17 protein-coding genes and 2 pseudogenes are annotated in these 21,317 nt (G+C 72.4%); 13 read left to right on the top strand and 6 right to left on the bottom strand.

Features of this window, described 5'->3' with window-relative positions; all coding sequences use genetic code 11:
* Positions 1–111: 111 nt before the first annotated feature.
* The 5 genes from mftB to mftF are packed head-to-tail and all read left to right on the top strand — an operon-like array spanning position 112 to position 5,273.
* Positions 112–432 carry a mycofactocin biosynthesis chaperone MftB gene (gene mftB, locus ACFYMU_RS32410; protein ID WP_388381116.1) on the top strand — a complete coding sequence of 107 codons (321 nt, stop codon included), beginning with the start codon at positions 112–114 and terminating at the stop codon, positions 430–432.
* Positions 429–1,721, top strand: coding sequence for a mycofactocin radical SAM maturase (gene mftC, locus ACFYMU_RS32405; RefSeq protein WP_388381113.1), 1,293 nt, complete (start codon positions 429–431; stop codon positions 1,719–1,721). Before mftB ends, mftC begins: the two co-directional genes overlap by 4 nt.
* A 52-nt stretch (positions 1,722–1,773) precedes the next feature.
* A complete protein-coding gene (gene mftD / locus ACFYMU_RS32400) occupies positions 1,774–2,955 on the top strand; it encodes a pre-mycofactocin synthase MftD (RefSeq protein WP_388381109.1) in 1,182 nt (393 codons plus the stop codon).
* A 9-nt stretch (positions 2,956–2,964) separates the two neighbouring features.
* Positions 2,965–3,816: a mycofactocin biosynthesis peptidyl-dipeptidase MftE gene (gene mftE, locus ACFYMU_RS32395; RefSeq protein ID WP_388381106.1), complete on the top strand. Its 852-nt coding sequence runs from the start codon at positions 2,965–2,967 to the stop codon at positions 3,814–3,816.
* The gene (mftF, locus tag ACFYMU_RS32390) at positions 3,813–5,273 is read left to right on the top strand and encodes a mycofactocin biosynthesis glycosyltransferase MftF (RefSeq protein ID WP_388381103.1); all 1,461 of its coding nucleotides are present in this window, start codon (positions 3,813–3,815) and stop codon (positions 5,271–5,273) included. Before mftE ends, mftF begins: the two co-directional genes overlap by 4 nt.
* 147 nt (positions 5,274–5,420) lie before the next feature.
* Here mftF and ACFYMU_RS32385 read toward each other — a convergent pair whose 3' ends face one another.
* Positions 5,421–5,843 carry a secondary thiamine-phosphate synthase enzyme YjbQ gene (locus ACFYMU_RS32385; protein WP_388381101.1) on the bottom strand — a complete coding sequence of 141 codons (423 nt, stop codon included), beginning with the start codon at positions 5,841–5,843 and terminating at the stop codon, positions 5,421–5,423.
* A gap of 158 nt (positions 5,844–6,001) precedes the next feature.
* Here ACFYMU_RS32385 and ACFYMU_RS32380 point away from each other — a divergent pair.
* Positions 6,002–6,163 (top strand): annotated as a pseudogene (locus ACFYMU_RS32380) (pyridine nucleotide-disulfide oxidoreductase); the annotation flags it as partial.
* Positions 6,164–6,730: 567 nt separating this feature from the next.
* On the opposite strand, the gene ACFYMU_RS32375 reads toward ACFYMU_RS32380, so the two are convergent.
* Positions 6,731–7,456: a dienelactone hydrolase family protein gene (locus ACFYMU_RS32375; protein WP_388381098.1), complete on the bottom strand. Its 726-nt coding sequence runs from the start codon at positions 7,454–7,456 to the stop codon at positions 6,731–6,733.
* A 159-nt stretch (positions 7,457–7,615) separates the two neighbouring features.
* On the opposite strand from ACFYMU_RS32375, the pseudogene ACFYMU_RS32370 reads away from it, so the two are divergent.
* Positions 7,616–7,837 (top strand): annotated as a pseudogene (locus ACFYMU_RS32370) (pyridine nucleotide-disulfide oxidoreductase); the annotation flags it as partial.
* Between the two features lie 84 nt (positions 7,838–7,921).
* Here ACFYMU_RS32370 and mltG read toward each other — a convergent pair.
* Together mltG and ACFYMU_RS32360 are read right to left on the bottom strand one after the other, a co-directional pair.
* Positions 7,922–8,758, bottom strand: a complete 837-nt coding sequence (gene mltG, locus ACFYMU_RS32365; RefSeq protein ID WP_388381095.1) for an endolytic transglycosylase MltG — start codon at positions 8,756–8,758, stop codon at positions 7,922–7,924.
* A 43-nt stretch (positions 8,759–8,801) separates the two neighbouring features.
* Positions 8,802–10,607 (bottom strand): ABC transporter ATP-binding protein, encoded by a 1,806-nt coding sequence (locus ACFYMU_RS32360; RefSeq protein ID WP_388381092.1) that lies wholly within the window; start codon positions 10,605–10,607, stop codon positions 8,802–8,804.
* Positions 10,608–10,769: 162 nt separating this feature from the next.
* Between ACFYMU_RS32360 and ACFYMU_RS32355 the strand changes: the two genes are divergently transcribed.
* The 4 genes from ACFYMU_RS32355 to ACFYMU_RS32340 all read left to right on the top strand — a co-directional run bounded on the left by ACFYMU_RS32355 (position 10,770) and on the right by ACFYMU_RS32340 (position 15,835).
* Positions 10,770–11,240: a MarR family winged helix-turn-helix transcriptional regulator gene (locus ACFYMU_RS32355; protein WP_388381089.1), complete on the top strand. Its 471-nt coding sequence runs from the start codon at positions 10,770–10,772 to the stop codon at positions 11,238–11,240.
* Between the two features lie 244 nt (positions 11,241–11,484).
* On the top strand, positions 11,485–13,275 hold the full coding sequence (locus tag ACFYMU_RS32350) for an ABC transporter transmembrane domain-containing protein (RefSeq protein WP_388381086.1): 1,791 nt from the start codon (positions 11,485–11,487) through the stop codon (positions 13,273–13,275).
* The gene (locus tag ACFYMU_RS32345) at positions 13,272–15,107 is read left to right on the top strand and encodes an ABC transporter ATP-binding protein (RefSeq protein ID WP_388381083.1); all 1,836 of its coding nucleotides are present in this window, start codon (positions 13,272–13,274) and stop codon (positions 15,105–15,107) included. Before ACFYMU_RS32350 ends, ACFYMU_RS32345 begins: the two co-directional genes overlap by 4 nt.
* Before the next feature lie 257 nt (positions 15,108–15,364).
* Positions 15,365–15,835 (top strand): DUF5709 domain-containing protein, encoded by a 471-nt coding sequence (locus tag ACFYMU_RS32340; RefSeq protein ID WP_388381080.1) that lies wholly within the window; start codon positions 15,365–15,367, stop codon positions 15,833–15,835.
* Positions 15,836–15,920: 85 nt separating this feature from the next.
* Here the strand turns inward: ACFYMU_RS32340 and ACFYMU_RS32335 are convergent, their stop codons facing one another.
* Positions 15,921–16,715: a metal-dependent hydrolase gene (locus tag ACFYMU_RS32335; protein WP_388381078.1), complete on the bottom strand. Its 795-nt coding sequence runs from the start codon at positions 16,713–16,715 to the stop codon at positions 15,921–15,923.
* Between the two features lie 142 nt (positions 16,716–16,857).
* On the opposite strand from ACFYMU_RS32335, the gene ACFYMU_RS32330 reads away from it, so the two are divergent.
* A complete protein-coding gene (locus ACFYMU_RS32330) occupies positions 16,858–19,371 on the top strand; it encodes a DUF3516 domain-containing protein (RefSeq protein ID WP_388381075.1) in 2,514 nt (837 codons plus the stop codon).
* Positions 19,372–19,390: 19 nt separating this feature from the next.
* Positions 19,391–20,263, top strand: coding sequence for an acyl-CoA thioesterase (locus ACFYMU_RS32325; RefSeq protein WP_388381072.1), 873 nt, complete (start codon positions 19,391–19,393; stop codon positions 20,261–20,263).
* 61 nt (positions 20,264–20,324) lie between these two features.
* Here ACFYMU_RS32325 and ACFYMU_RS32320 read toward each other — a convergent pair whose 3' ends face one another.
* Positions 20,325–21,245 carry a DUF6397 family protein gene (locus ACFYMU_RS32320; RefSeq protein ID WP_388381068.1) on the bottom strand — a complete coding sequence of 307 codons (921 nt, stop codon included), beginning with the start codon at positions 21,243–21,245 and terminating at the stop codon, positions 20,325–20,327.
* Between the last annotated feature and the right edge of the window lie 72 nt (positions 21,246–21,317).

Raw genomic sequence — 21,317 nt, 5'->3', positions numbered from 1 at the left:
AGAGCTACGAGGCCGGACTGCACCTGTGTGGTGCGATGCTCTGGCTCCGAAGCATCGCACCACACTCTTGATCCGAACTCCAGACAGGACCTAGGCACCCGGAACCGCTGGATGACCTCCGCCGACGCCCCCGCCGGCGCCTCGTTCGACCTGGACCGCGCCTGGGACCTGCACCCGCAGGTCTCGGTGCGGCCCGAGCCCTTCGGCGCGCTGCTCTACCACTTCGGCACCCGCAAGCTCACGTTCCTCAAGGACCTCCGCCTGCTCAGCGCCGTCCAAGGCCTCACCGCCGCCTCCTGCGCCCGCGCCGCCTGCTCGGCGGCCGGCGTCGGCGACACCGAACTGCCGTACTTCCGGGCGGCTCTGGCCCGCCTGGCCCGTTCCGCGATGGTCGTCGAGAGAAAGCCGGACGAGAGGAGCCACACCTCGTGACCACCGCCCCGCAGACCGCCCGGCCCTCCGTCGGAACCCGTCTGGTCGACCTGTTCGAGCACGGCTTGGACGCCCCCGTCTGCCTGACGTGGGAGCTCACCTACGCCTGCAACCTGTCCTGCGCGCACTGCCTGTCCAGCTCCGGCCGCCGCGACCCGCGCGAGCTGTCCACGGCCGAGGCCAAGGCCGTCATCGACGAGCTGGAGGCCATGCAGGTCTTCTACGTCAACATCGGCGGCGGCGAACCCACCGTCCGCCCGGACTTCTTCGAACTCCTCGACTACGCCACCGCGCACCGCGTGGGGGTCAAGTTCTCCACCAACGGAGTCCGGATCACCCCCGACGTGGCGCGCAGGCTGGCCGCCAACGACTACGTGGACGTGCAGATCTCCCTCGACGGCGCCACCCCCGACGTCAACGACGCGGTGCGCGGCCCCGGGTCGTACGACACCGCGCTGCGCGCCATGCGCAACCTCGCCGAGGCCGGTATGAAGAACTTCAAGCTCTCCGTCGTCTGCACCCGCCACAACATCCCGCAGATGGACGCCTTCAAGAAGATCGCGGACACCTACGGCGCGCAGCTGCGGCTCACCCGGCTGCGGCCCTCCGGCCGCGGCGCGGACGTGTGGGACGAACTGCACCCCACCGCCGACCAGCAGCGGCAGCTCTACGACTGGCTGCTGGCCCACGACGACCAGGTGCTGACCGGCGACTCCTTCTTCCACCTGTCCGCCTACGGCAAGGCCCTGCCGGGACTCAACCTGTGCGGGGCGGGCCGGGTGGTCTGCCTGATCGACCCCGTGGGAGACGTCTACGCCTGCCCCTTCGCGATCCACGCCGACTTCCTTGCGGGGAGTGTGCGCGACGAGGGCGGTTTCGCCGGCGTGTGGCGGACCTCGGAGCTGTTCCTGGGGCTGCGTGAGCCGCAGACCGGCGGCGCGTGCGCGTCCTGCTCCTTCTACGCCACCTGCAAGGGCGGCTGCATGGCCGCGAAGTTCTTCACCGGCCTGCCGCTGGACGGCCCGGACCCCGAGTGCGTCCGGGGCCACGGCGAGCAACTCCTCGCGCAGCGCCCCGCAGACCGAAGCTCGGTGCCGCGCCCCTCCGCCGACCACTCCCACCGCACCGAGCGCGCCCCCGGGCGCGGCAGCGGCCCCGGGCGCGGCAGCGGCCCCGGGCGCGGCAGCGGCCCCGTCGACGTGGCGCTGACGGTGCGCCGCGAGGACCTGGAGCGGCCGCCGGTCAGTGCCTGCGAGGAGAACCCGCTGGCCGGCCTGCGCCTGAGCTGAGCCCCGGTGCCCCCACCCCCCTTCGAGTCACCTCACAGAGAAGAGCCGCCACATGGGCAGGAACCCGTGGTTCGAAACCGTCGCGGAGGCCCAGCGCCGAGCGAAGAAGTACCTCCCCAGCACCGTCTACGACGCCCTCGTCGCCGGATCGGAACGGGGGCGCACCATCGAGGACAATCTGAGCGCCTTCGCCGAGCTGGGCTTCGCCCCGCACGTCGCGGGCCACCATGCGAACCGGGATCTCACCACCACCGTGCTGGGCGTGAAGACCTCCATGCCGGTGGTCATCTCCCCCACCGGGGTCCAGGCGGTCCATCCCGACGGCGAGGTCGCCGTGGCCCGCGCGGCCGCCGATCGCGGCGTGATCATGGGGCTCAGCTCGTTCGCCTCGAAGCCCGTGGAGGAGGTCTGCGCCGCCCACCCGAACGTCTTCTACCAGATGTACTGGACCGGCACGCGTGACGACATGACCCAGCGCATGGAGCGGGCGCGGCAGGCAGGCGCCAAGGCCCTGATCGCCACCCTCGACTGGTCCTTCTCGATGGGCCGGGACTGGGGCAGCCCCGAGATCCCCGACAGGATCGATCTGAGGACCGCGGTCAGGTTCGCGCCGAATGTCATCACCCGCCCTCGATGGCTGTGGACCTTCGCCAAGTCGCGTCGTATCCCCGATCTGACCGTCCCCAACCTGGCCCCGCCCGGAGGCTCCGCGCCCACCTTCTTCGGCGCCTACGGCGAGTGGATGCAGACTCCGCCGCCCAGCTGGGAGGACGTCAAGTGGATGCGGGAGGAGTGGGGCGGCCCCTTCCTGCTCAAGGGCGTCACCAGGGTCGATGACGCGAGGCGCGCGGTGGAGGCGGGCGTCACCGCCGTCTCCGTGTCCAACCACGGCGGCAACAACCTCGACACGACGCCTGCCACCATCCGCCTGCTGCCCTCCGTCGCCGAGGCCGTCGGCGACCAGATCGAGGTTCTTCTCGACGGCGGCATCCGGCGCGGCGGTGACGTCGCCAAGGCCCTGGCCCTGGGCGCGCGCGCCGTGCTGATCGGCCGTGCCTACCTCTGGGGCCTCGGTGCCAACGGGCAGGCCGGTGTAGAGAACGTCCTCGACCTGCTGCGCAGCGGGCTCGACTCCGCGGTCCTCGGCCTCGGCCACTCCTCCGTCCACGAGCTCGGCCCGGAGGACCTGGTCATCCCCGACGGCTTCACCCGAACCCTCGGCGCCAAGGGCTGACCCGCCCCCATGGGACATCAGCACATCCCGTCACCCGCGCCCCCGCCCGGAGGCACCGTCGCCGGGCGGCCTTCGGCACTGCTGCTCGGGGGAGCGGTCTGGCCACAGATCACGGACCGCCCGCTGGTTCTCGTTCCGGTCGGCTCCACCGAGCAGCACGGACCGCACCTCCCGTTGGACACCGACACCACCGTCGCCACCGCCGTCGCGCACGCGAGCGCGGCACTCCTCGCAGGCTCGTGCCCCGGCGGCGACGGCGGTCCGGCGTCGGAGCACCGCGTCCTGGTCGCTCCGGCGCTGGCGTTCGGGGCCAGCGGCGAGCACGCCCATTTCCCCGGCACCGTGTCCATCGGCCGCGAGGCCCTGCGCGCCGTCCTGGTCGAGACCGTCCGGTCGCTGGCGCTGTGGGCCGGCCGGTGCGTGTTCGTCAACGGCCACGGCGGCAACGCCCCCACCCTCGACGGCGCCCTCGCCCAGATGCGCACCGAACAGCACGATGTCGCCTGGCTCGGCTGCGGCACTCCCGGCGGGGACGCCCACGCCGGACGCACCGAGACCTCTCTCATGCTGCACCTCGCCCCGCACACGGTCCGCCTGGACGCCGCCGCCCCCGGGGACACCCGGCCCGTCGGCTCGCTCATGGGCGAGCTCATCGCGGGCGGCGTCCGCGCCGTCTCCCCCAACGGCGTACTGGGTGACCCCACGGGAGCGAGCGCGGCGGAGGGTGCCGCGCTGTTCGAGGCCGTGGTCGCCTCGGCCGTCGACCACGTCCGCGCCTGGCGCCCCGACCGCAGGGCCCGCCTCGCCCCACCCGCCCCCGGGACCGGGGCCCCGTCCAGGAACGGAACCGCCCGAGCATGAAGCTTCCCCACGGTTTCACCATCGCCCTCGCCCACGACACCCGCGTGCTGGACGGTGGCCGCGCCCTCCTCGGGGGACACCCGACGCGGCTGCTGCGCCTGGCCCCCCGGGCCCGAGGCCTGCTGTCCGGCCGAACGCTGCGTGTCCAGGACGCCGCGGGCGCGGTGCTCGCCGACCGGCTGCTCGACAACGGCATGGCCCACCCCGTCGTGCACCGGCTCCCCGCCCCGGAGGGGCGGACCGCCTTCGACTGCACCTATGTCGTCCCGGTGCGCGACCGGCCCCGGCAGCTCGCCCGGCTGCTGGCCTGCCTGCCGCCGGACAGTCCCGTCCTCGTGGTGGACGACGCCTCGCGCGATCCCGGACCGATCGTCGGCCTGGTCGCCGCGCACGGCGCCCGACTGCTCGCGCTCCCTGTCAACGTCGGCCCCGCCGCGGCCCGCAACGCCGGACTGCGGGAGGTCGCCACCCGCCATGTCGTCTTCGTCGACTCGGACGTCGTGCTGCCGCCCGACACGGTGTCCACGCTGCTGCGCCACTTCGCCGACCCCGCCGTCGTCATGGCCGTGCCCCGCATCACCGCGCTCAGCACCGGCCCCTCCCACGGCTGGATCAGTCGCTACGAGCACACCCGTTCCTCCCTCGACCTCGGCTCGCGCCCCGCCTCCGTCCGCCCGGGCACTCCCGTGTCCTGGGTCCCCAGCGCCTGTGCCGTCGCCCGCACCGAGACGCTGAGGGCCGCCGGTGGTTTCGACGAGACCATGCGGGTCGGCGAGGACGTCGACCTGTGCTGGCGTCTTCGCGCCGACGGCAACCGCATCCGCTACGAGCCGGCCGTCCGGGCCGCCCACGAACACCGTGTCCGGCTCACCGACTGGTTCCGCCGCAAGATCGACTACGGCACCGGCGCCCAGCCCCTGGCGGTCCGTCACCCCGACGCCGTCGCCCCCGCGGTGCTCGTTCCCTGGAACGCAGCACTCCTCCTCGCGGTCGCCGCGCAGCGCCGCTGGTCTCTTCCGCTCGCCGCCGGGATCTGCGCCGCGGCGATGGCCCGTACGGTCCGCACGTTGGACGACACCGACCACCCCGTCCGCGAGGCCGCCCGTCTCACCGCCTCCGGCGCGGTCAACGCCCTCACCCAGGGCGGCGCCCTGCTCACCCGGCACTGGTGGCCCGCCACCGCCCTCGGCTGCCTGGCCTCCCGCCGAATCCGCCGTGCCGCCGTCGTCGCCGCCCTCAGCGACATCGCCCTGGAGTACCGCGACCACGCCGACAGCGGTCTCGATCCCGTGCGCTACGGTGTCGCCCGCCGCCTCGACGATCTCGCCTACGGCGCCGGGGTCTGGATCTCCGCCGTCAGGGGCCGTTCCACCGCCGCCCTCCGTCCCCGTGTCGTCACCCGAACCCGCCGCGAGCCGACGCGCCCGTCGTCCGCCGCGACCCGGACGCCCACGTAGACGCACCGCACGCTTTCCGCGTGATCCGTCATCAGACGACGGTGGAGCCGGAAGCCGATCGGACCGGCAGCGCCTCGGCGTTCCCCTGCGATGTCCGGACCGACCTCACCAGGGCCTCCGGCTCGGCCCCGACCGGCGAAGTCCTGATCAGCCCAGGAAGCTCAGCCTCACCTCGCGATGCGGGTTGTCCCGGTTCGTGTCCACCAGGCACACCGACTGCCACGTCCCCAGTTCCAGCCGGCCGCCGATGACCGGCAGCGTCGCGTGCGGCGGGACGAGGGCCGGAAGGACGTGGTCGCGGCCATGGCCCGGGCTTCCGTGGCGGTGCTGCCACCGGTCGTCCGCCGGGAGCAGCGTATGGAGCGTCGCGAGGAGGTCGTCGTCGCTGCCGGAACCCGTCTCGATGATCGCCACGCCGGCCGTGGCGTGCGGCACGAAGACGTTCAGAAGTCCGTCACGGCCGCCGGCCGCCTCACGGACGAACGCCGCACAGTCACGGGTCAGGTCGACGACCGCCTCCGAGGATCCGGAGGGGACACGGAGGACGCGGGTGCTGAAGGCATCGGGCATGCCTCCATCCTGGCCCATGCGTGCGTCTCCGCACCGGCCGATGGTCCGTCCGGACCTCCCGGCGTGGCACGTCGCCTCCGGCCGGTGCGAGCGGACCGGGAACGCCGGGGAAGAGCCGCGGTCGTGGCGCGGTCGGTGGACACGTGGACACCATCGGAGTGCCCGAGGTCGAGGTGGTCGTCATAGATGCCGGCCAGACCGGGCTGTCCAGTGCCCACCACCTGCGGCGCACCGGATTCGTGCCGGACCACGACTTCGTGGTGCTGGACCACTCCCCCGGTCCGGGCGGCGCCCGGCAGTACCGCTGGCCCTCTCTGACGTGAGGGTTCGTTCACCGAGGAGGTGGGGCGGGCGGCCGTGGCGCTCGTGGAGGAGCGGGTGCGGCAGGGCCTGCCGCCGCGGAGCGTCGTGTCGGTGACCGGACTGCCGCTCGACGACGCGTTGCGGGTGCGGGAACGGCTGCCGCACCGCCGGTGCTCGTCGAGACCGCGGAGCGAGTGCGCCGCGAAGCCGCCGCGCTGCTGGACGCGGCCCGCGCCACCCCGAGGCCCGCGCCGATGGCCGGCTCGGCGAGGCCGAGGGACTCCAGGTCAGCTTCGACGCCGCGATGGCCAAGCTCGACAGACTCAAGAACACCCCCGCGGGCGGGCGCCCTCAACCGGTCGACCTCGGCATGCCCGTCATCACCGACCCCGCACCATCGCCAGGAACAGAAGACCCCGGCCTTGCCCCCGATACGCCTGACCCCGTTCGGCTGCCTGCACCTCCCCACGGGCCCGGGCGGCAGGCCGATCCCGCCAGCCGCTGACCGCGTCGAGGGTGAGCACCGGAGCCGGTGGCGGTCGACGGGCCTGGTCCGCGGCCCGGAATCGCGGTTGTCGACCAGATCACTCCGTTACGGTCAGGCACTCGGCGAGCAGGTCGACGACGTCGTGCCAGGCTCGCTGCGCGTGTCGTGGGTGGTAGCCGACGCCGGGGACCACGGGGTGGTCGACCGGCGGGTGGTGGAAGGCGTGCAAGGCGCCGCCGTAGACCACGAGGCGCCAGTCGACGCCCGCGGCCTGCATCTCGGCGGTGAACGCGCCCCGTTGCGCGGGCGGCATGATCGGGTCTTCCGACCCGACCCCGGCCCACACCGGGCAGCGAATGCGCGCCGCCTCGCCCGGTCGGCCCGTGGTCAGCGCGTTGACTGTCCCGATCGCGCGCAGGTCGACGCCGTCGCGCCCGAGTTCCAGCCCGACGGCGCCCCCGGTGCCGTAGCCGACGGCGGCGATCCGGTCGGGGTCGGTCCGCGGCTCGGCGCGCAACACGTCGAGCGCCGCATGGCCGATGCCCCGCATCCGGTCGGGGTCGGCGAGCAGCGGCATGCAACGGGCCAGCATCTCCTCGGGGTCACCCAAATAGCGCCCGCCGTGAAGGTCGAAGGCCAGCGCTACGTATCCCAGCTCGGCGAGAGCATCGGCCCGGCGGCGCTCGACGTCGCTGAGCCCCATGCCCTCTGGCCCGAGCAGCACCGCGGGCCGGCGATCGACTCCGGCCGGGAGCGCGAGGTGCCCGATCATCGTCAGACCGTCGGCCGGGTACTCGACCGTGCGCGTCGTAATCGTCGTCATGCGACTGGACTGTAGTGATCGTCGAGTCCGGTCGGGCCGCTGTTCTGCCGCCGGCAGAACAGCGCGGGTGTTCCTCTGAAATGCGGCGATGGCTCATGATCCGCCACACACCCCGTTCCCGCGGCAGCGGTTTCGGATCACCTGCCCTGGCCACGGCGGGCGACCGGCTTCCGGGCCGCGATCGACCATCTCGCGCCCCTGCGGTCGCGTGCGCCGGGCGGCGGCATCCGGGTCGAGGGGACACGGGTGGTCTCCGATCCGCGGATCCATCTGGTCGGGTACGGCCCGTCGGCCAGCACGATCGGCGCCGACCGGGCGGGCCGTGCGGCCGTGCGGGACGTCGGGCGGCTGCCGGCGGGGCGGCCGGCCGCCGTCGCATGAGGCGCGCGCGGTGCGGCGGCCGGCCGGACGTGCGAGTCCGGACGACGGCCGGACGTGCGAGTCCGTACGCCGCTCGCCCGGCGCTCAAGGGGCCGCGGAACCGCCGTCGCGCAGCCGGTTGAACTCGGCGACGTTGCGCTGCTGCTCCTCGTAGCTCGCCGTGAACCGCGTGTCGCCCGGCTTCACGGTGACGAAGTACAGCCAGTCACCCGGTGTCGGGTTGAGCGCGGCACGCATCGCGACCTCGCCCGGATTGGCGATCGGGGTCGGCGGCAGGCCCGTGCGCCGGTAGGAGTTGTAGGGGCTGTCGATCTCCGTGTCGTCCCTCGTGGTGGTCAGGGTGGAGCGGTCCATCGCGTAGTTGAGGGTGGAGTCCATCTGCAGCGGCATGCCGCGCTCCAGGCGGTTGAGGATCACCCGGGCCGCCTTGCCCATGTCCGCCTCGGTCGCCGCCTCGGACTGGACGATGCTTGCCACGGTGACGGTCTGATAGACGCTCATCGGCCGGCGCTGGGGGCCCGCGGCGACGGTACGGATCCCGAAACGCTTGTTCGCGGTGTCCACCATGTACCGCAGCAGCGACTCGGGGGTCGAGGTCCCGTCCACCGGATACGTCGCAGGGAAGAGGTAGCCCTCGGGATTGCCCCGCGCGTCGCGCGGCAGCCTGAGGTGAGCCTTGGCCAGGGACTTCTTCGTGGCACCCGCCCGCAGCCCGAGGGCCCTGTCGACGGCCGCGTAGACCTGGCCGGCGCGCCAGCCCTCCGGGACGACGAGGGAGGCACGGGGCGCCTCGTCACCGCGCAGGACCAGCAGCGGCACCGCCAGCGCGGTGCCCACGGCGATGGTTCCGGTCGCGGCGACGGCGACCAGACGACGGCGCGTCAGTCGCCTGCGCCTCCGTGGCGGTGCGTTCGTCTGCATGCGGGCACGGTAATCCGACAGCAGCCGCAAACCCGGCATATCGTCATCTGGTCGACTCCAGTCGGGCGTCCCGGCGGACCAGAGCCGCGTACCGCCCGTCCAACTCCAGCAGTTCCTCGTGCGTGCCCCGTTCGACCGTGCGCCCCGAGTCGAGGACGACGATCTGGTCGGCGCCCCGTACGGTGGACAGCCGGTGGGCGATGGTGAGTGTCGTACGGTCGGCCGACAGCGCGTCGATGGCCTCCTGGACCGCGCGCTCCGTCCGCGTGTCGAGTGCGCTGGTCGCCTCGTCGAGGATGAGGACGGGCGGGTCGCGCAGGATGGTGCGGGCGATCGCGAGCCGCTGCTTCTCGCCGCCGGAGAAGCGGTGTCCTCGCTCGCCGACGACCGTGTCGTAGCCGTCCGGCAGCGAGGCGATGTGGTCGTGGATCTGCGCCGCCTTCGCCGCCGCGTACAGCTCGTCGTCGGTGGCGTCCGGCTTGGCGAAGCGCAGGTTGTCGGCGACGGAGGCATGGAAGAGATACGTCTCCTGGGAGACGACGCCGACCGCGCGGGCGAGCGTGTCGAAGTCCAGGTCGCGCACGTCGACGCCGTCGAGGGTGACGCGCCCGCCGGTCACGTCGTACAACCGCGGCACGAGACAGCCGAGGGTGGACTTCCCGGCGCCGGTCGGTCCCACCACGGCGAGGCTGCCGCCCGGCGGGACGGTGATGTGGATGTCCTCGAGGATGGAACCGCTCTTGTCGTCGTAGTGGAACTCGACGCCCTCGAAACGGACCTCGCCCTTGATCCGGTCGAGCCGGACCGGCTCGTCGGGCTCGGTGATGTCGATGGGCAGATCGAGATACTCGAAGATGCGCTGGAAGAGGGCGAGCGAGGTCTGGATCTGCACGCCGGTGGACAGCAGGCTGACCGTCGGCCGGAAGAGGCCCTGCTGCAGCGAGACGAACGCGACGAGCGTGCCGATCGAGACGAACGGTCCACCGAGCTGGATCGCCATGCCGGCGGTCCAGTAGATGACGGCGGGCATGGCGGCCATGACGATCGTGATGACGGCCATGCGCCAGCGGCCCGCCATGTTGGACTTCACCTCGAGGCCGACGAGACTCTCGGACTCCTTCTCGAAGGATCGCGTGAGGGAGTCCGCGCGGCCCATCGTGCGGCCGAGAAGGATGCCGCTGACGGAGAGGGACTCGGTGACCGTGGCGGCCATCGCGGCCATCTGCTTCTGACGCCGGGTGGCGATCTTCTTGCGCTCGCTGCCGACGCGGCGGCTGATCCAGACGAACAACGGCAGCAGGACCAGCGACACGACGGTGAGCCGCCAGTCGAGGGCGACCATCGCGACGATGGTGGCGACCACACTGGTGAGGTTGGAGACCAGGGAGGTGACGGTGGAGGTGACCGTCGCCTGCATGCCTCCGATGTCGTTGGCGATGCGGGACTGGACCTCGCCCGTGCGGGTGCGGGTGAAGAAGGCGAGCGACATGCGCTGGAGCCGGCCGTAGACGGCGGTGCGCAGGTCGTGCATGACGCGCTGGCCGACCGTCGTGGAGATCAGGGTCTGCAGTACACCGAAGACGCTCGTGACCACCGCACTCAGGATCATGCCGAGCGCCAGCAGGCTCAGGAGACCGGTGCGGCCCTGCGGGATCGCGACGTCCAGGATCTCCTTCAGCAGGAAGGGCGTGGCTACGGAGACCAGCGAGGAGGCACCGACCAGCAGTCCGACGACCGCGAGGCGGCCGCCGTACGGCTTGAAGAGCCTCAGAATGCGGCGCACCTGCCGCGGTTGGTCCGGCGAGCCGCCGGGCGAGGGGGTCCACGAGGTGGATCGGTCGGGATGCATGGGCTCCTACGGGGGTGGGGCAGCGGCTTCCGAGGGCCGGGCGCCGCTGCGGACGGTACGCCGGCGACCACCGCGGTGACGGGGACCGGCGACTCACGGATTCGGATCCTAGCTCATTGTTACCTATACTCACAATGAACGTGGTCCTGATATGGTTCCCGCATGACCGCCCCCGATCCCGACGGCCTGCTCGCGGAGCAGTTGCTGCGGCTCACCCGCCGGGTCCACCGCATCCAGAAGCGTCATCTGGAGCGGCGCGACCTGGGCGTCACACCGGCCCAGTCCCGGCTGCTGCGCACCCTCGCGCACTTCGGCTCACCGCCCCGCATGGCGGATCTCGCGGAGCGCCTGGAAGTGGTGCCGCGCGCGGTGACCACGCTGGTCGACGGCCTGGAGCGGAGCGGCAAGGTGCGCCGGGTGCCCGATCCCACCAACCGGCGGGTGATCCGGATCGAGCTCACGGACGACGGTCGCACGGCACTGCGCGAGCTGCGCGGCGCGCGCAGAACCGCCGCGGAGGAGATCCTCGCCCCCCTGACCGATGAGCAGCGCGAGGTGCTGGGCGGGCTGCTCAACACCTTGATCGACGGCGGCGACGTGCCCGCCGCCCCGGAGCCCGGACGCCACTGCTGACGGCGACCGGCGCCGACGCCGACGCCCCGGCTTCCCAGGGGGCCTGTATCGGCGCCCGCACAGTTCCGCACGACGACGTGTCGTGGGGCCGGATCTCACCGTCCGGCCGGAAAACCGTTTGCCTCCGGCCACGCTCCGACGCGAACCTTTCACGGTTTGTTGCGAGTTGCGGCGGGGCGTTCCCGCGCACCGCCACCCGCACCCCGCGCCTCCGTCCGCCCCTGACACGAGCCCCTGGGACGTCATGCAGATTCAAGACCTTCCGTACCCCGACCCGGGTGTGCCGGACGCGCGCTCGGGTCCCCGCCTCCTGTGGTGGCTCGGCCGGACCCAGCTGGGCGGGCAGGTCAAGTCCCTCGCGTGGGGGCTGCTGCACTTCCTGTCCGTGTGCGGGCTGCCGTTCTGCGTGGGCCTCGCCGTCCAGGCCGTCGTCGACCGCTCGGGCACGCGGCTCGCCCAGGCGGGTGGGCTCCTCCTGATGTGCGGGGCCGGCATCGCGCTGGGCGACACCATGCTGCACCGCACGGCGGTCACCAACTGGATCACGGCGGCGGCGCGGGTGCAGCAGCTCCTGGTCCGCCGGACGGCTCATCTCGGCTCAGCCCTGACCCGGCGGGTCGCGGCCGGTGAGGTGGTCGCCGTCTCCACCGGCGACGTCGAGAAGATCGGCTGGTTCGTGGAGGCCGTCTCCCGCTTCACCGCGGCCGCGGTCACCGTCGTCGCGGTCTGTGCCGGGCTCCTCGTCTACCAACCCGCGCTCGGCGTCGTGGTGGCCGTGGGCGTTCCGGTGCTGGCGCTCGCCGTGCTGCCGCTGCTGCCCCGGGCGACCCGGCGCGCCGACGTCCAGCGCGAGAAGGCCGGCCGGGCCACCGAACTGGCCTCGGACACCGTCGCGGGGCTCAGGGTGCTGCGGGGCATCGGCGGCGAGGAACTGTTCCTGGACCGCTACCGCAGGGCCTCGCAGGAGGTGCGCACGGCGGCCGTGCGCAGCGCCCGGATGTGGTCGCTCATCTCGGCGGTGCAGGTGCTGCTGCCGGGCCTGCTGATGATCACGGTGGTCTGGCGCGGGGTGCAGCTGGCCCGCGAGGGCCGCATCGCGATCGGCGAGCTGGTCACGGTGTACAGCGCGGTCATGCTGCTCACCTATCCGATGCAGCACTTCCAGGAGATCGCCATGGCGTACTCCTTCTCGCGGCCGTCCGCCCGGCGCGCGGCCCGGGTGCTGTCGCTGGAGCGCGCCACGGACTCCGTCGGCTCGCGCGAGGCAAGCGTCCCGGTCGGCGACCTGTACGACCCGCGGACCGGGCTGCTCGCGCCCGCCGGACGGCTCACCGCCGTGGTCTGCGGCGACCCGGACGCGGCCGGCGTGCTCGCCGAACGGCTGGGCGGCCATCCCGCCGAGGAGAGCGCCTCGGTGCTCCTGGGCGGCGTCCCGCTGGACGAGTTGCCGCTCGACTCCGCGCGTACCGCGGTCCTCGTGCAGGACAAGGACCCGGTGCTGCTGTCCGGCTCGCTGAGGGAGCTCCTCGACGTGCCCGCCTCGGGTGCCGTCAGCGCCGAGGAGGCGCTGGCCGCCGCGCAGTGCGACGACGTCCTGGACGCGCTCACACAGGCGTCAGGGGCCGGCGAGGGCCCGATGGAGGCACGGATCACCGAGCGCGGCCGGTCCCTGTCCGGTGGGCAGCGCCAGCGGCTCGCCCTGGCCCGGTCGCTGGTCGCGGACCCGCAGGTGCTGGTCCTCGACGAGCCGACCTCCGCCGTCGACTCGCACACGGAGGCGCGGATCGCCGAGGGACTCCGTCGGCTGCGGGCGGGCCGCACGACGGTCGTGTTCACCTCCTCTCCGCTGCTTCTGGAGCGCGCCGACCGGGTGGCGCTGGTGCACGAGGGCGAGGTGACGGCGGTCGGCCTGCACCGTGAACTGGTCCACGGCGAGCCCCGCTACCGCGCGGTCGTGACCCGCGAGACCGACGAGGAGGCCGCCCGCCACGACGGCGGCCTGGCCGAACGGGAAGAGATCGAGGAGAACGCATGATCGGCGTGGCGCCACCGGCGTACGACCCGGCGGCACCGACGGCGGCGGACACACTGCCCGTCGGCGCCCCCGCGACCGTGCGCGCCTACGTGGCCGAACTGTTCCGCCGGCACCGCCGGGCCTTCCTCCTGCTCATCGTCGTGAACGCCGTCTGTGTCGTGGCCTCGATGACCGGACCGTACCTGCTGGGCGGGCTGGTGGAGCGCGTGTCCGGCGGGGCGCGGGAACTCCGTCTCGGCTCCACCGTCGCCCTGTTCGTGCTGGCGCTCGTCGTCCAGGCCGTGTTCGTGCGGCTGGTCCGGCTGCGCGGTGCCGTACTGGGCGAGCGCATGCTGGCCGATCTGCGGGAGGACTTCCTCGTACGGTCGGTGGGGCTTCCGCCGGGGGTCCTGGAGCGGGCCGGGACCGGTGATCTGCTGTCGCGGATCACCACCGACATCGACCGGCTCGCCAACGCGATGCGCGAGGCCGTGCCGCAGCTCTCCATCGGTGTGGTGTGGGCGCTGCTCCTGATGGGCGGCCTGACCCTCACCGCCCCCGCGCTCGCTCCGGCCGTACTCGTCGCGGTACCTCTGCTCGTCGTCGGCTGCCGCTGGTACTTCAAGCGGGCGCCGTCGGCCTACCGCTCCGAGGCCGCGGGGTACGCGGCCGTGTCCGCGGTCCTCGCCGAGACCGTCGACGCGGGCCGCACCGTCGAGGCCCACCGTCTCGGACACCGGCGTGTCCGGCTGTCCGACCGGCGGATCAAGGAATGGACCGCGTGGGAGCGGTACACGCTGTGGCTGCGGTCGGTGCTCTTCCCGGTCATCAACGTCACGCACACCACGGTGCTGTTCTCGGTCCTGATGATCGGCGGGGTGTTCGCCCTGCACGGCTGGATCGGCGTCGGCCAGCTGACGACGGGCGCGCTCATCGCGCAGATGCTCGTCGAGCCGGTGGGCCTGATCCTGCGCTGGTACGACGAGCTGCAGGTCGCCCAGGTGTCGCTGGCCCGGCTGGTCGGAGTCCGCGACGTCGAGCCGGACGCGGGCGACACGTCGCTTGCTCCCGAGGGACGCGACGTCGAGGCCGACGAGGTGCGTTTCGGCTACCGCGAGGGAGTCGACGTGCTGCGCGAGGTGTCCCTCGCGGTGGCCCCCGGGACACGGCTCGCCCTGGTCGGGCCCTCCGGCGCCGGCAAGTCCACGCTGGGCCGGCTGCTCGCCGGGATCTACGCGCCCCGGGCCGGCCGGATCACCCTGGGTGGCGCGGAGCTGTCCCGGATGCCCGCCGAGCGGGTGCGTGCGCACGTGGCCCTGGTCAACCAGGAGCACCATGTGTTCGTCGGCTCCCTGCGCGACAACCTGCTGCTGGCCCTCCCCCACCCCCACCCCCGCCTCCCCGCGAGCACGGGGGCGGGGGCGGGGACTTCCGCGGAAGCCGTCGACGCCGACCTGTGGGCGGCGCTGAGCGCGGTCGACGCGGACGGCTGGGCACGGGCGCTGGACGACGGTCTGGACACCGAGGTGGGTTCCGGCGGACTTGCGCTCACCCCGGCGCAGGCGCAGCAGATCGCGCTGGCCCGGCTGGTGCTCGCCGACCCGCACACGCTGGTCCTCGACGAGGCCACCTCGCTCCTCGACCCGCGCGCGGCCCGCCACCTGGAGCGTTCCCTGGCCCGCGTCCTGGACGGGCGTACGGTCGTGGCCATCGCCCACCGGCTGCACACCGCCCATGACGCCGATGTCATCGCCGTCGTGGAGAGCGGGCGGATCAGCGAGCTGGGCAGCCATGACGAGCTGGTCGCCGCGGACGGGGCATACGCCGCGCTGTGGCGGTCCTGGCACGGCTGACCCTGCCCCGCGCCGCGGGGCAGGGGTGCCGGACCGGGTGGTCGGCCGCCTGTTCCGGCCCTCCTGCCCCTGCCCGGCGTCCCCTGTCACCGCTGCCGTTGCGCGGGGACGAAGGGGGGTGGAAGGCTGGATGTGGAACCGGCGCGGGGGAAGGCCCGGAACCATCCGGTCCGGGGGCCCGGTCGCGCCGAGCGGTTCTCCCACGTCCGCCGTCGTGCACGGCGGCATCCGGTTCCGTCGCATCCCTGGAGGTACCCGTGGACAGCACCGACGGATGGGGAGACGACGTCTACCAGCCCGACGGATCCGAGGTGCAGGACGACGCGGGGCTGCTCGACGCCGAGGACACCCTGGACACGGACGGAGTCAGCAACCCGCTCGAGCGCGGATGGTCGCCCCCGGAGCGCCCGTGGGCGGTGGAACACGTGGGTGTGACCGCGGCCGAGAGGCAGCGTGGCGAGACCCTCGACCAGCGGCTCGCCGAGGAGGTCCCGGACATCGCGGTCCCGGACGGCGACGACATAGGCGACAGTCCGGACAGCGACGGTGAGCCTCTCGACAACGAGGTGGGCGGGGCCCGCTCCGGCCGTCTTGTCGCCCCCGATGAGGGGGCGCACGAGGACGAGGAGAGCGGGCTGATCGCCACCGACGTCGGCATCGACGGCGCGGCGGCCTCGGCCGAGGAGGCGGCCGTGCACATCGTCGACGAGGACACCCTGTCCGGCTGAGGCAGCCCGCCCCGCACCGTCCGAGAGCTGCCGCTTCCCGTGCACGGCCACGGCCGGTGGGCCCCGAAGGGCGCCCATCGCCGGCTCAGATCACGTTGAGCGCTGCCGCGCAGCCCACCCCTCCGAGCAGCATGAACACCGGCATCAGCACCTTCAGCTCGACCCAGCTGCCCGCCCGGAACCGCATCGCCTTCGGCGGCCCCACCGGGTACCAGCGCTTGCGACCCACCGGTATCGGCCACAGGATCGGGCAGCCCGAGACCGTCAGCGCGTCCCCGATGTCGTGCACCAGGGCGCCGAGGACGATCGGCAGGCCGAGCCACAGGTACTCCTGGCCGGGAGCGGTGAACAGCCAGTCCGAGCCGTTGCCCGGTTTGTCGAGGATGCCCGCGAGGATCCACGCGCTCGTCGCCGCCAGCAGCCACACCAGCACATCGCTGCTGGAACCGCGCGCCGCCCGCCACAGCAGCCCTTCGATGGCCAGCACCATGTGCACGAAGAGGATGGCCAGCACCGCCCACCGGCCGCCCGCGATGGCCACCACGGACGTGCCTCCACCGATCAGCACCGCCCACAGCCAGGTGTGCGTCAGCGTGCGGTGGCCTCCGGACCGGCGTGGGTCGCCGGGCTTCCGGGACGCCTTGTAGACGGCGTAGGACAGCTTGTCGACGATCTCGCACAGCCAGCGGGAGAAGGGGCCGAAGGCTCGCGAAATGGTGGCCGCCTTGTGGTCCAGGTCCGGGGCCAGCGCGGCACCCGCGCAGATGAGAGCGCCGACGAGCAGGACCGGCCAGGGCATGGGGTGCCCGGCCGCCGCGGCGGCCGCGCCCACCCCGAGCCAGGCCGCGGCCCCCGACAGTGAGTGTGCTGGTCCCATCATGCGGCTTCCCGCTCCATTCCTCTTGCAGCGCCGCCCCGTTGTGAGCGCACTGACGCGTCGTCGGCGCCACAGCGTAGCCCTCGTGATCTTCCCTTCGGCATCGGATTCCCGCATCGGGTGCCGGGGCAGGCAAGATGGGGGCGTGACCCTCATCGATCAGCTCCCGCCGACCGCAGACCCCGACGCCCTCTACGAAGCCTTCGAGTCGTGGGCCGGGGAGCGCGGTCTCACCCTCTATCCGCACCAGGAGGAGGCGCTGATCGAGGTGGTCTCGGGAGTGAACGTGATCGTCTCGACTCCCACCGGGTCCGGGAAGAGCATGATCGCCGCGGGTGCGCACTTCGCGGCGCTCGCCCGGGACGAGGTCACCTTCTACACCGCGCCGATCAAGGCTCTCGTCTCGGAGAAGTTCTTCGAGCTGTGCAAGCTCTTCGGTACGGAGAACGTCGGCATGCTCACCGGCGACGCGTCCGTCAACGCCGACGCCCCCGTGATCTGCTGCACGGCCGAGGTTCTCGCCTCGATAGCGCTGCGTGACGGCAGGCAGGCCGATGTCGGCCAGGTGGTGATGGACGAGTTCCACTTCTACGCCGAGGGGGACCGCGGCTGGGCATGGCAGATCCCGATCCTGGAGCTGCCGCAGGCGCAGTTCATCCTGATGTCGGCGACTCTGGGCGACGTCTCGATGTTCGAGAAGGACCTGACCCGCCGCACTGGCCGTCCGACGGCGGTGGTGCGCTCGGCGACGCGTCCGGTGCCGCTCTCGTACGAGTACCGGCTCACTCCGCTGACCGAGACCCTCACCGAGCTCTTGGAGTCCCGGCAGGCCCCCGTCTACATCGTCCACTTCACCCAGGCGCAGGCCGTGGAGCGGGCGCAGGCGCTCATGAGCATCAACATGTGCTCGCGCGAGGAGAAGGACGAGATCGCGCAGCTGATCGGCAACTTCCGCTTCACCACCAAGTTCGGCCGCAATCTCTCCCGCTACGTGCGCCACGGCATCGGCGTCCATCACGCCGGCATGCTGCCCAAGTACCGGCGACTCGTGGAGAAGCTGGCCCAGGCCGGTCTCCTGAAGGTCATCTGCGGCACGGACACCCTGGGTGTCGGCGTCAACGTCCCCATCCGCACGGTGCTGTTCACGGCGCTGACCAAGTACGACGGCAGCCGGGTGCGCACGCTGCGCGCCCGCGAGTTCCACCAGATCGCGGGCCGCGCCGGGCGCGCCGGGTTCGACACGGCGGGCCTCGTCGTGGCCCAGGCGCCCGAGCACGTCATCGAGAACGAGAAGGCACTCGCCAAGGCCGGCGACGACCCGAAGAAGCGTCGCAAGGTGGTGCGCAAGAAGGCGCCGGAGGGTTTCGTCGGCTGGACGGAGAACACCTTCGAGAAGCTGATCGCCTCCGAGCCGGAGCCGCTCACCTCCCGCTTCCGGGTCACCCACACGATGCTGCTGTCGGTGATCGCCCGGCCGGGCAACGCCTTCGAGGCCATGCGCCGTCTGCTGGAGGACAACCACGAGCCGCGCAAGCAGCAGCTGCGGCACATCCGCCGCGCCATCGCGATCTACCGCTCGCTGCTGGACGGCGGCATCGTCGAGAAGCTCGACGAGCCGGACCCCACCGGCCGCATCGTGCGCCTGACGGTCGATCTCCAGCAGGACTTCGCGCTGAACCAGCCGCTGTCCACCTTCGCGCTGGCCGCGTTCGAGCTCCTCGACCCCGAGTCCCCTTCCTACGCCCTCGACATGGTCTCCGTCATCGAGTCCACACTGGACGACCCGCGGCAGATCCTGGCCGCTCAGCAGAACAAGGCGCGCGGTGAGGCCGTGGCCGCGATGAAGGCGGACGGTGTCGAGTACGAGGAGCGCATGGAGCGGCTGCAGGACGTGACGTACCCCAAGCCGCTGGAGGAGCTGCTCTTCCACGCGTACAACACCTACCGCAAGAGCCACCCCTGGGTGGGTGACCACCCGCTGTCGCCGAAGTCGGTGATCCGCGACATGTACGAACGGGCTCTGTCGTTCACGGAGTTCGTCTCCTTCTACGAGCTCGCTCGCACCGAGGGCATCGTGCTGCGCTACCTGGCGAGCGCCTACAAGGCACTCGACCACACCGTCCCGGACGACCTGAAGTCGGACGACCTGGAGGACCTGATCGCCTGGCTCGGCGAGATGGTGCGCCAGGTCGACTCCAGCCTGCTGGACGAATGGGAGCAACTGGCCAATCCGGAGGAGATGACGGCCGAGGAGGCCCAGGAGAAGGCCGATGAGGTCAAGCCCGTCACCGCGAACGCGCGGGCGTTCCGCGTGCTGGTCCGCAACAGCATGTTCCGCCGTGTGGAGCTCGCCGCCCTGGACCAGATCGAGGAACTCGGCGACATGGACGCCGAATCCGGCTGGGACGCCGAGGCATGGGGCGCCGCCATGGACCGGTACTGGGACGAGTACGACGAGCTGGGCACTGGTCCCGATGCCCGCGGCCCGAAGCTGTTGATGATCGAGGAGGAGCCGGAGAGCGGACTGTGGCGTGTCCGGCAGGCCTTCGCCGACCCGAACGGGGATCACGACTGGGGCATCAGCGGCGAGGTCGACCTCGCCGCCTCGGACACGGAGGGCCGGGCCGTGGTCCGGGTCACCGACGTCGGCCAGCTGTGAACGCAGGAGAGGCCCGCCCATGACGAACCCGGCCGAGAGGCTCGTCGACCTGCTCGACCTGGAGCAGGTCGAGGTCAACATCTTCCGTGGCCGCAGCCCGCAGGAGTCGCTGCAACGGGTCTTCGGCGGCCAGGTGGCCGGCCAGGCGCTGGTCGCCGCCGGCCGCACCACGGACGGCGAACGCCCTGTGCACTCCCTGCACGCGTATTTCCTGCGCCCCGGCATCCCGGGCCTGCCCATCGTGTACCAGGTCGAACGGATCCGTGACGGGAGGTCCTTCACGACTCGCCGGGTCACCGCCGTGCAGCAGGGCCGCACGATCTTCAATCTGACCGCCTCCTTCCACAAACCTGAAGAGGGGAGCTTCGAGCACCAGTTGCCGCCGGCTCGCGAGGTGCCCGGCCCGGAGTCGCTGCCGACGGTGACGCAGGAGGTCCGCGAGCATCTCGGCGCGCTGCCGGAGACGCTGGAGCGGATGGCCCGGCGACAGCCCTTCGACATTCGCTATGCGGACCGGTTGCGCTGGAGCGCCGAGGAGGTCGAGGAGGCGGAGCCGCGCAGCGCGGTGTGGATGCGGGCCGTGGGTCCGCTGGGAGACGACCCGCTCGTGCACACCTGCGCGCTGACGTACGCGAGCGACATGACGCTTCTGGACGCCGTCCGCATCCCTGTCGAACCGCTGTGGGGGCCGCGTGGCTTCGACATGGCGTCCCTGGACCATGCCATGTGGTTCCATCGGCCGTTCCGCGCGGACGAGTGGTTCCTCTACGACCAGGAGTCACCGATCGCGGTGGGCGGACGCGGCCTGGCCCGGGGCCGCATCTACGACATCGAGGGGCGCCTGCTCGTCTCGGTCGTCCAGGAGGGTCTGTTCCGCCGGCTCGCCCGGTGACGGCACGTGCCTCCGGTGCGGGACGGGCCGGCCGCGGTCGCGCCGGTCACGGTCGCGCCGGTCACGGGTTTCTGCGGCGCAGCCACCCGAGCGTGCCTCGCGGCCGGATCGGTCGGTGCCGCACGGCCGGGGCACGAGGGGTGGGCGCCGGCTCCGGAGAGGGGTGTGCGACGGCCCGGTGCCGGCGCGCCTCGACGAGGGCCTGCGTCAAGTCGGCCCGGAGCCAGCCGATCTCGTCGGGGTCCTCCGCCGTCATGATCCGCGCGGCGACCGAAGCGGCGGGCCAGTCCGCTCCCGGCAGCGCCCGCGTGGGCCGCAGACGGTTCAGCTGGGCTCGCTCGCAGGGGTCCTTGACGATCTCCGCCACCAGCACCGGGTCGAGCAAGGACGCCATCACGGCGGCCTTCGCCCATGGATCGTCCGCCTGGCGCAGCTGGAGTCCGAGATGGCGCCCGCGCCAGTTGCGGGGCCGCAGGTCCAGCCCCGCGTCCAGCCGGTCCAGCAGCCCTCCCGGCATCCGGCCTGCGAGCAGTGCGGCGTTCTCCTTGCCGGCGGCGAACTGCTGCACCTCCTCGGCAAGGTACAGCCAGACCGCGGCCCGGTAGCGGTTGACGTAGAAGTTCACCGGCACCAGCAGCCCGAGGCGCGCGAACCTCGTGAACCTGGCGGGTGTCACGCCCATCAGGGCCGCGCCGTCCCTCGTGCCCACCGTCCTGACACGCTCGCGCAGCGCCTCGGGGCCGCCGGCCTCGGAGCGCACCCGCTCGATCTCCGCGCGCGTGACGCGGCGGCCTCCTCCCCCTTCGTCGGGCACGGTGCGTACATATCCGAGCTGGACGGCGAGATCGAGCTCGCGCCGTGCGAGGTCCAGTTCCCGTGCGGCGCCGCTCGACGCCAGTGACGGCCGACGTGTGGCGGAACCGGAACCGGCGCGCGTGCCGGTGGCTTCAGCGGTGGTGGACGTCATCGTCTGTCCGGACATGGCGGTTCTCCCCCGTGGAGTCGGTGCGAGCGCCGTGTGCACCCGTCACGGAAAAACCGTAGCCGGATCGCC

The sequence above is a fragment of the Streptomyces sp. NPDC007264 genome (assembly GCF_042869095.1).
Classification (GTDB): Bacteria; Actinomycetota; Actinomycetes; order Streptomycetales; family Streptomycetaceae; genus Streptomyces.
Note: the sequence above shows the minus strand (reverse complement) of the source record. Positions and strands in the feature narration are given on the sequence as shown.

Excerpts from the sequence above, each read along its gene's own strand:
- mftB (WP_388381116.1), top strand. The coding sequence starts at position 112 with ATGACCTCCGCCGACGCCCCCGCCGGCGCCTCGTTCGACCTGGACCGC.
- mftD (WP_388381109.1), top strand. The coding sequence starts at position 1,774 with ATGGGCAGGAACCCGTGGTTCGAAACCGTCGCGGAGGCCCAGCGCCGA.
- mftE (WP_388381106.1), top strand. The coding sequence starts at position 2,965 with ATGGGACATCAGCACATCCCGTCACCCGCGCCCCCGCCCGGAGGCACC.
- mftF (WP_388381103.1), top strand. The coding sequence starts at position 3,813 with ATGAAGCTTCCCCACGGTTTCACCATCGCCCTCGCCCACGACACCCGC.
- ACFYMU_RS32385 (WP_388381101.1), bottom strand. The coding sequence starts at position 5,843 with ATGCCCGATGCCTTCAGCACCCGCGTCCTCCGTGTCCCCTCCGGATCC.
- ACFYMU_RS32375 (WP_388381098.1), bottom strand. The coding sequence starts at position 7,456 with ATGACGACGATTACGACGCGCACGGTCGAGTACCCGGCCGACGGTCTG.
- mltG (WP_388381095.1), bottom strand. The coding sequence starts at position 8,758 with ATGCAGACGAACGCACCGCCACGGAGGCGCAGGCGACTGACGCGCCGT.
- ACFYMU_RS32360 (WP_388381092.1), bottom strand. The coding sequence starts at position 10,607 with ATGCATCCCGACCGATCCACCTCGTGGACCCCCTCGCCCGGCGGCTCG.
- ACFYMU_RS32355 (WP_388381089.1), top strand. The coding sequence starts at position 10,770 with ATGACCGCCCCCGATCCCGACGGCCTGCTCGCGGAGCAGTTGCTGCGG.
- ACFYMU_RS32350 (WP_388381086.1), top strand. The coding sequence starts at position 11,485 with ATGCAGATTCAAGACCTTCCGTACCCCGACCCGGGTGTGCCGGACGCG.
- ACFYMU_RS32345 (WP_388381083.1), top strand. The coding sequence starts at position 13,272 with ATGATCGGCGTGGCGCCACCGGCGTACGACCCGGCGGCACCGACGGCG.
- ACFYMU_RS32335 (WP_388381078.1), bottom strand. The coding sequence starts at position 16,715 with ATGATGGGACCAGCACACTCACTGTCGGGGGCCGCGGCCTGGCTCGGG.
- ACFYMU_RS32325 (WP_388381072.1), top strand. The coding sequence starts at position 19,391 with ATGACGAACCCGGCCGAGAGGCTCGTCGACCTGCTCGACCTGGAGCAG.
- ACFYMU_RS32320 (WP_388381068.1), bottom strand. The coding sequence starts at position 21,245 with ATGTCCGGACAGACGATGACGTCCACCACCGCTGAAGCCACCGGCACG.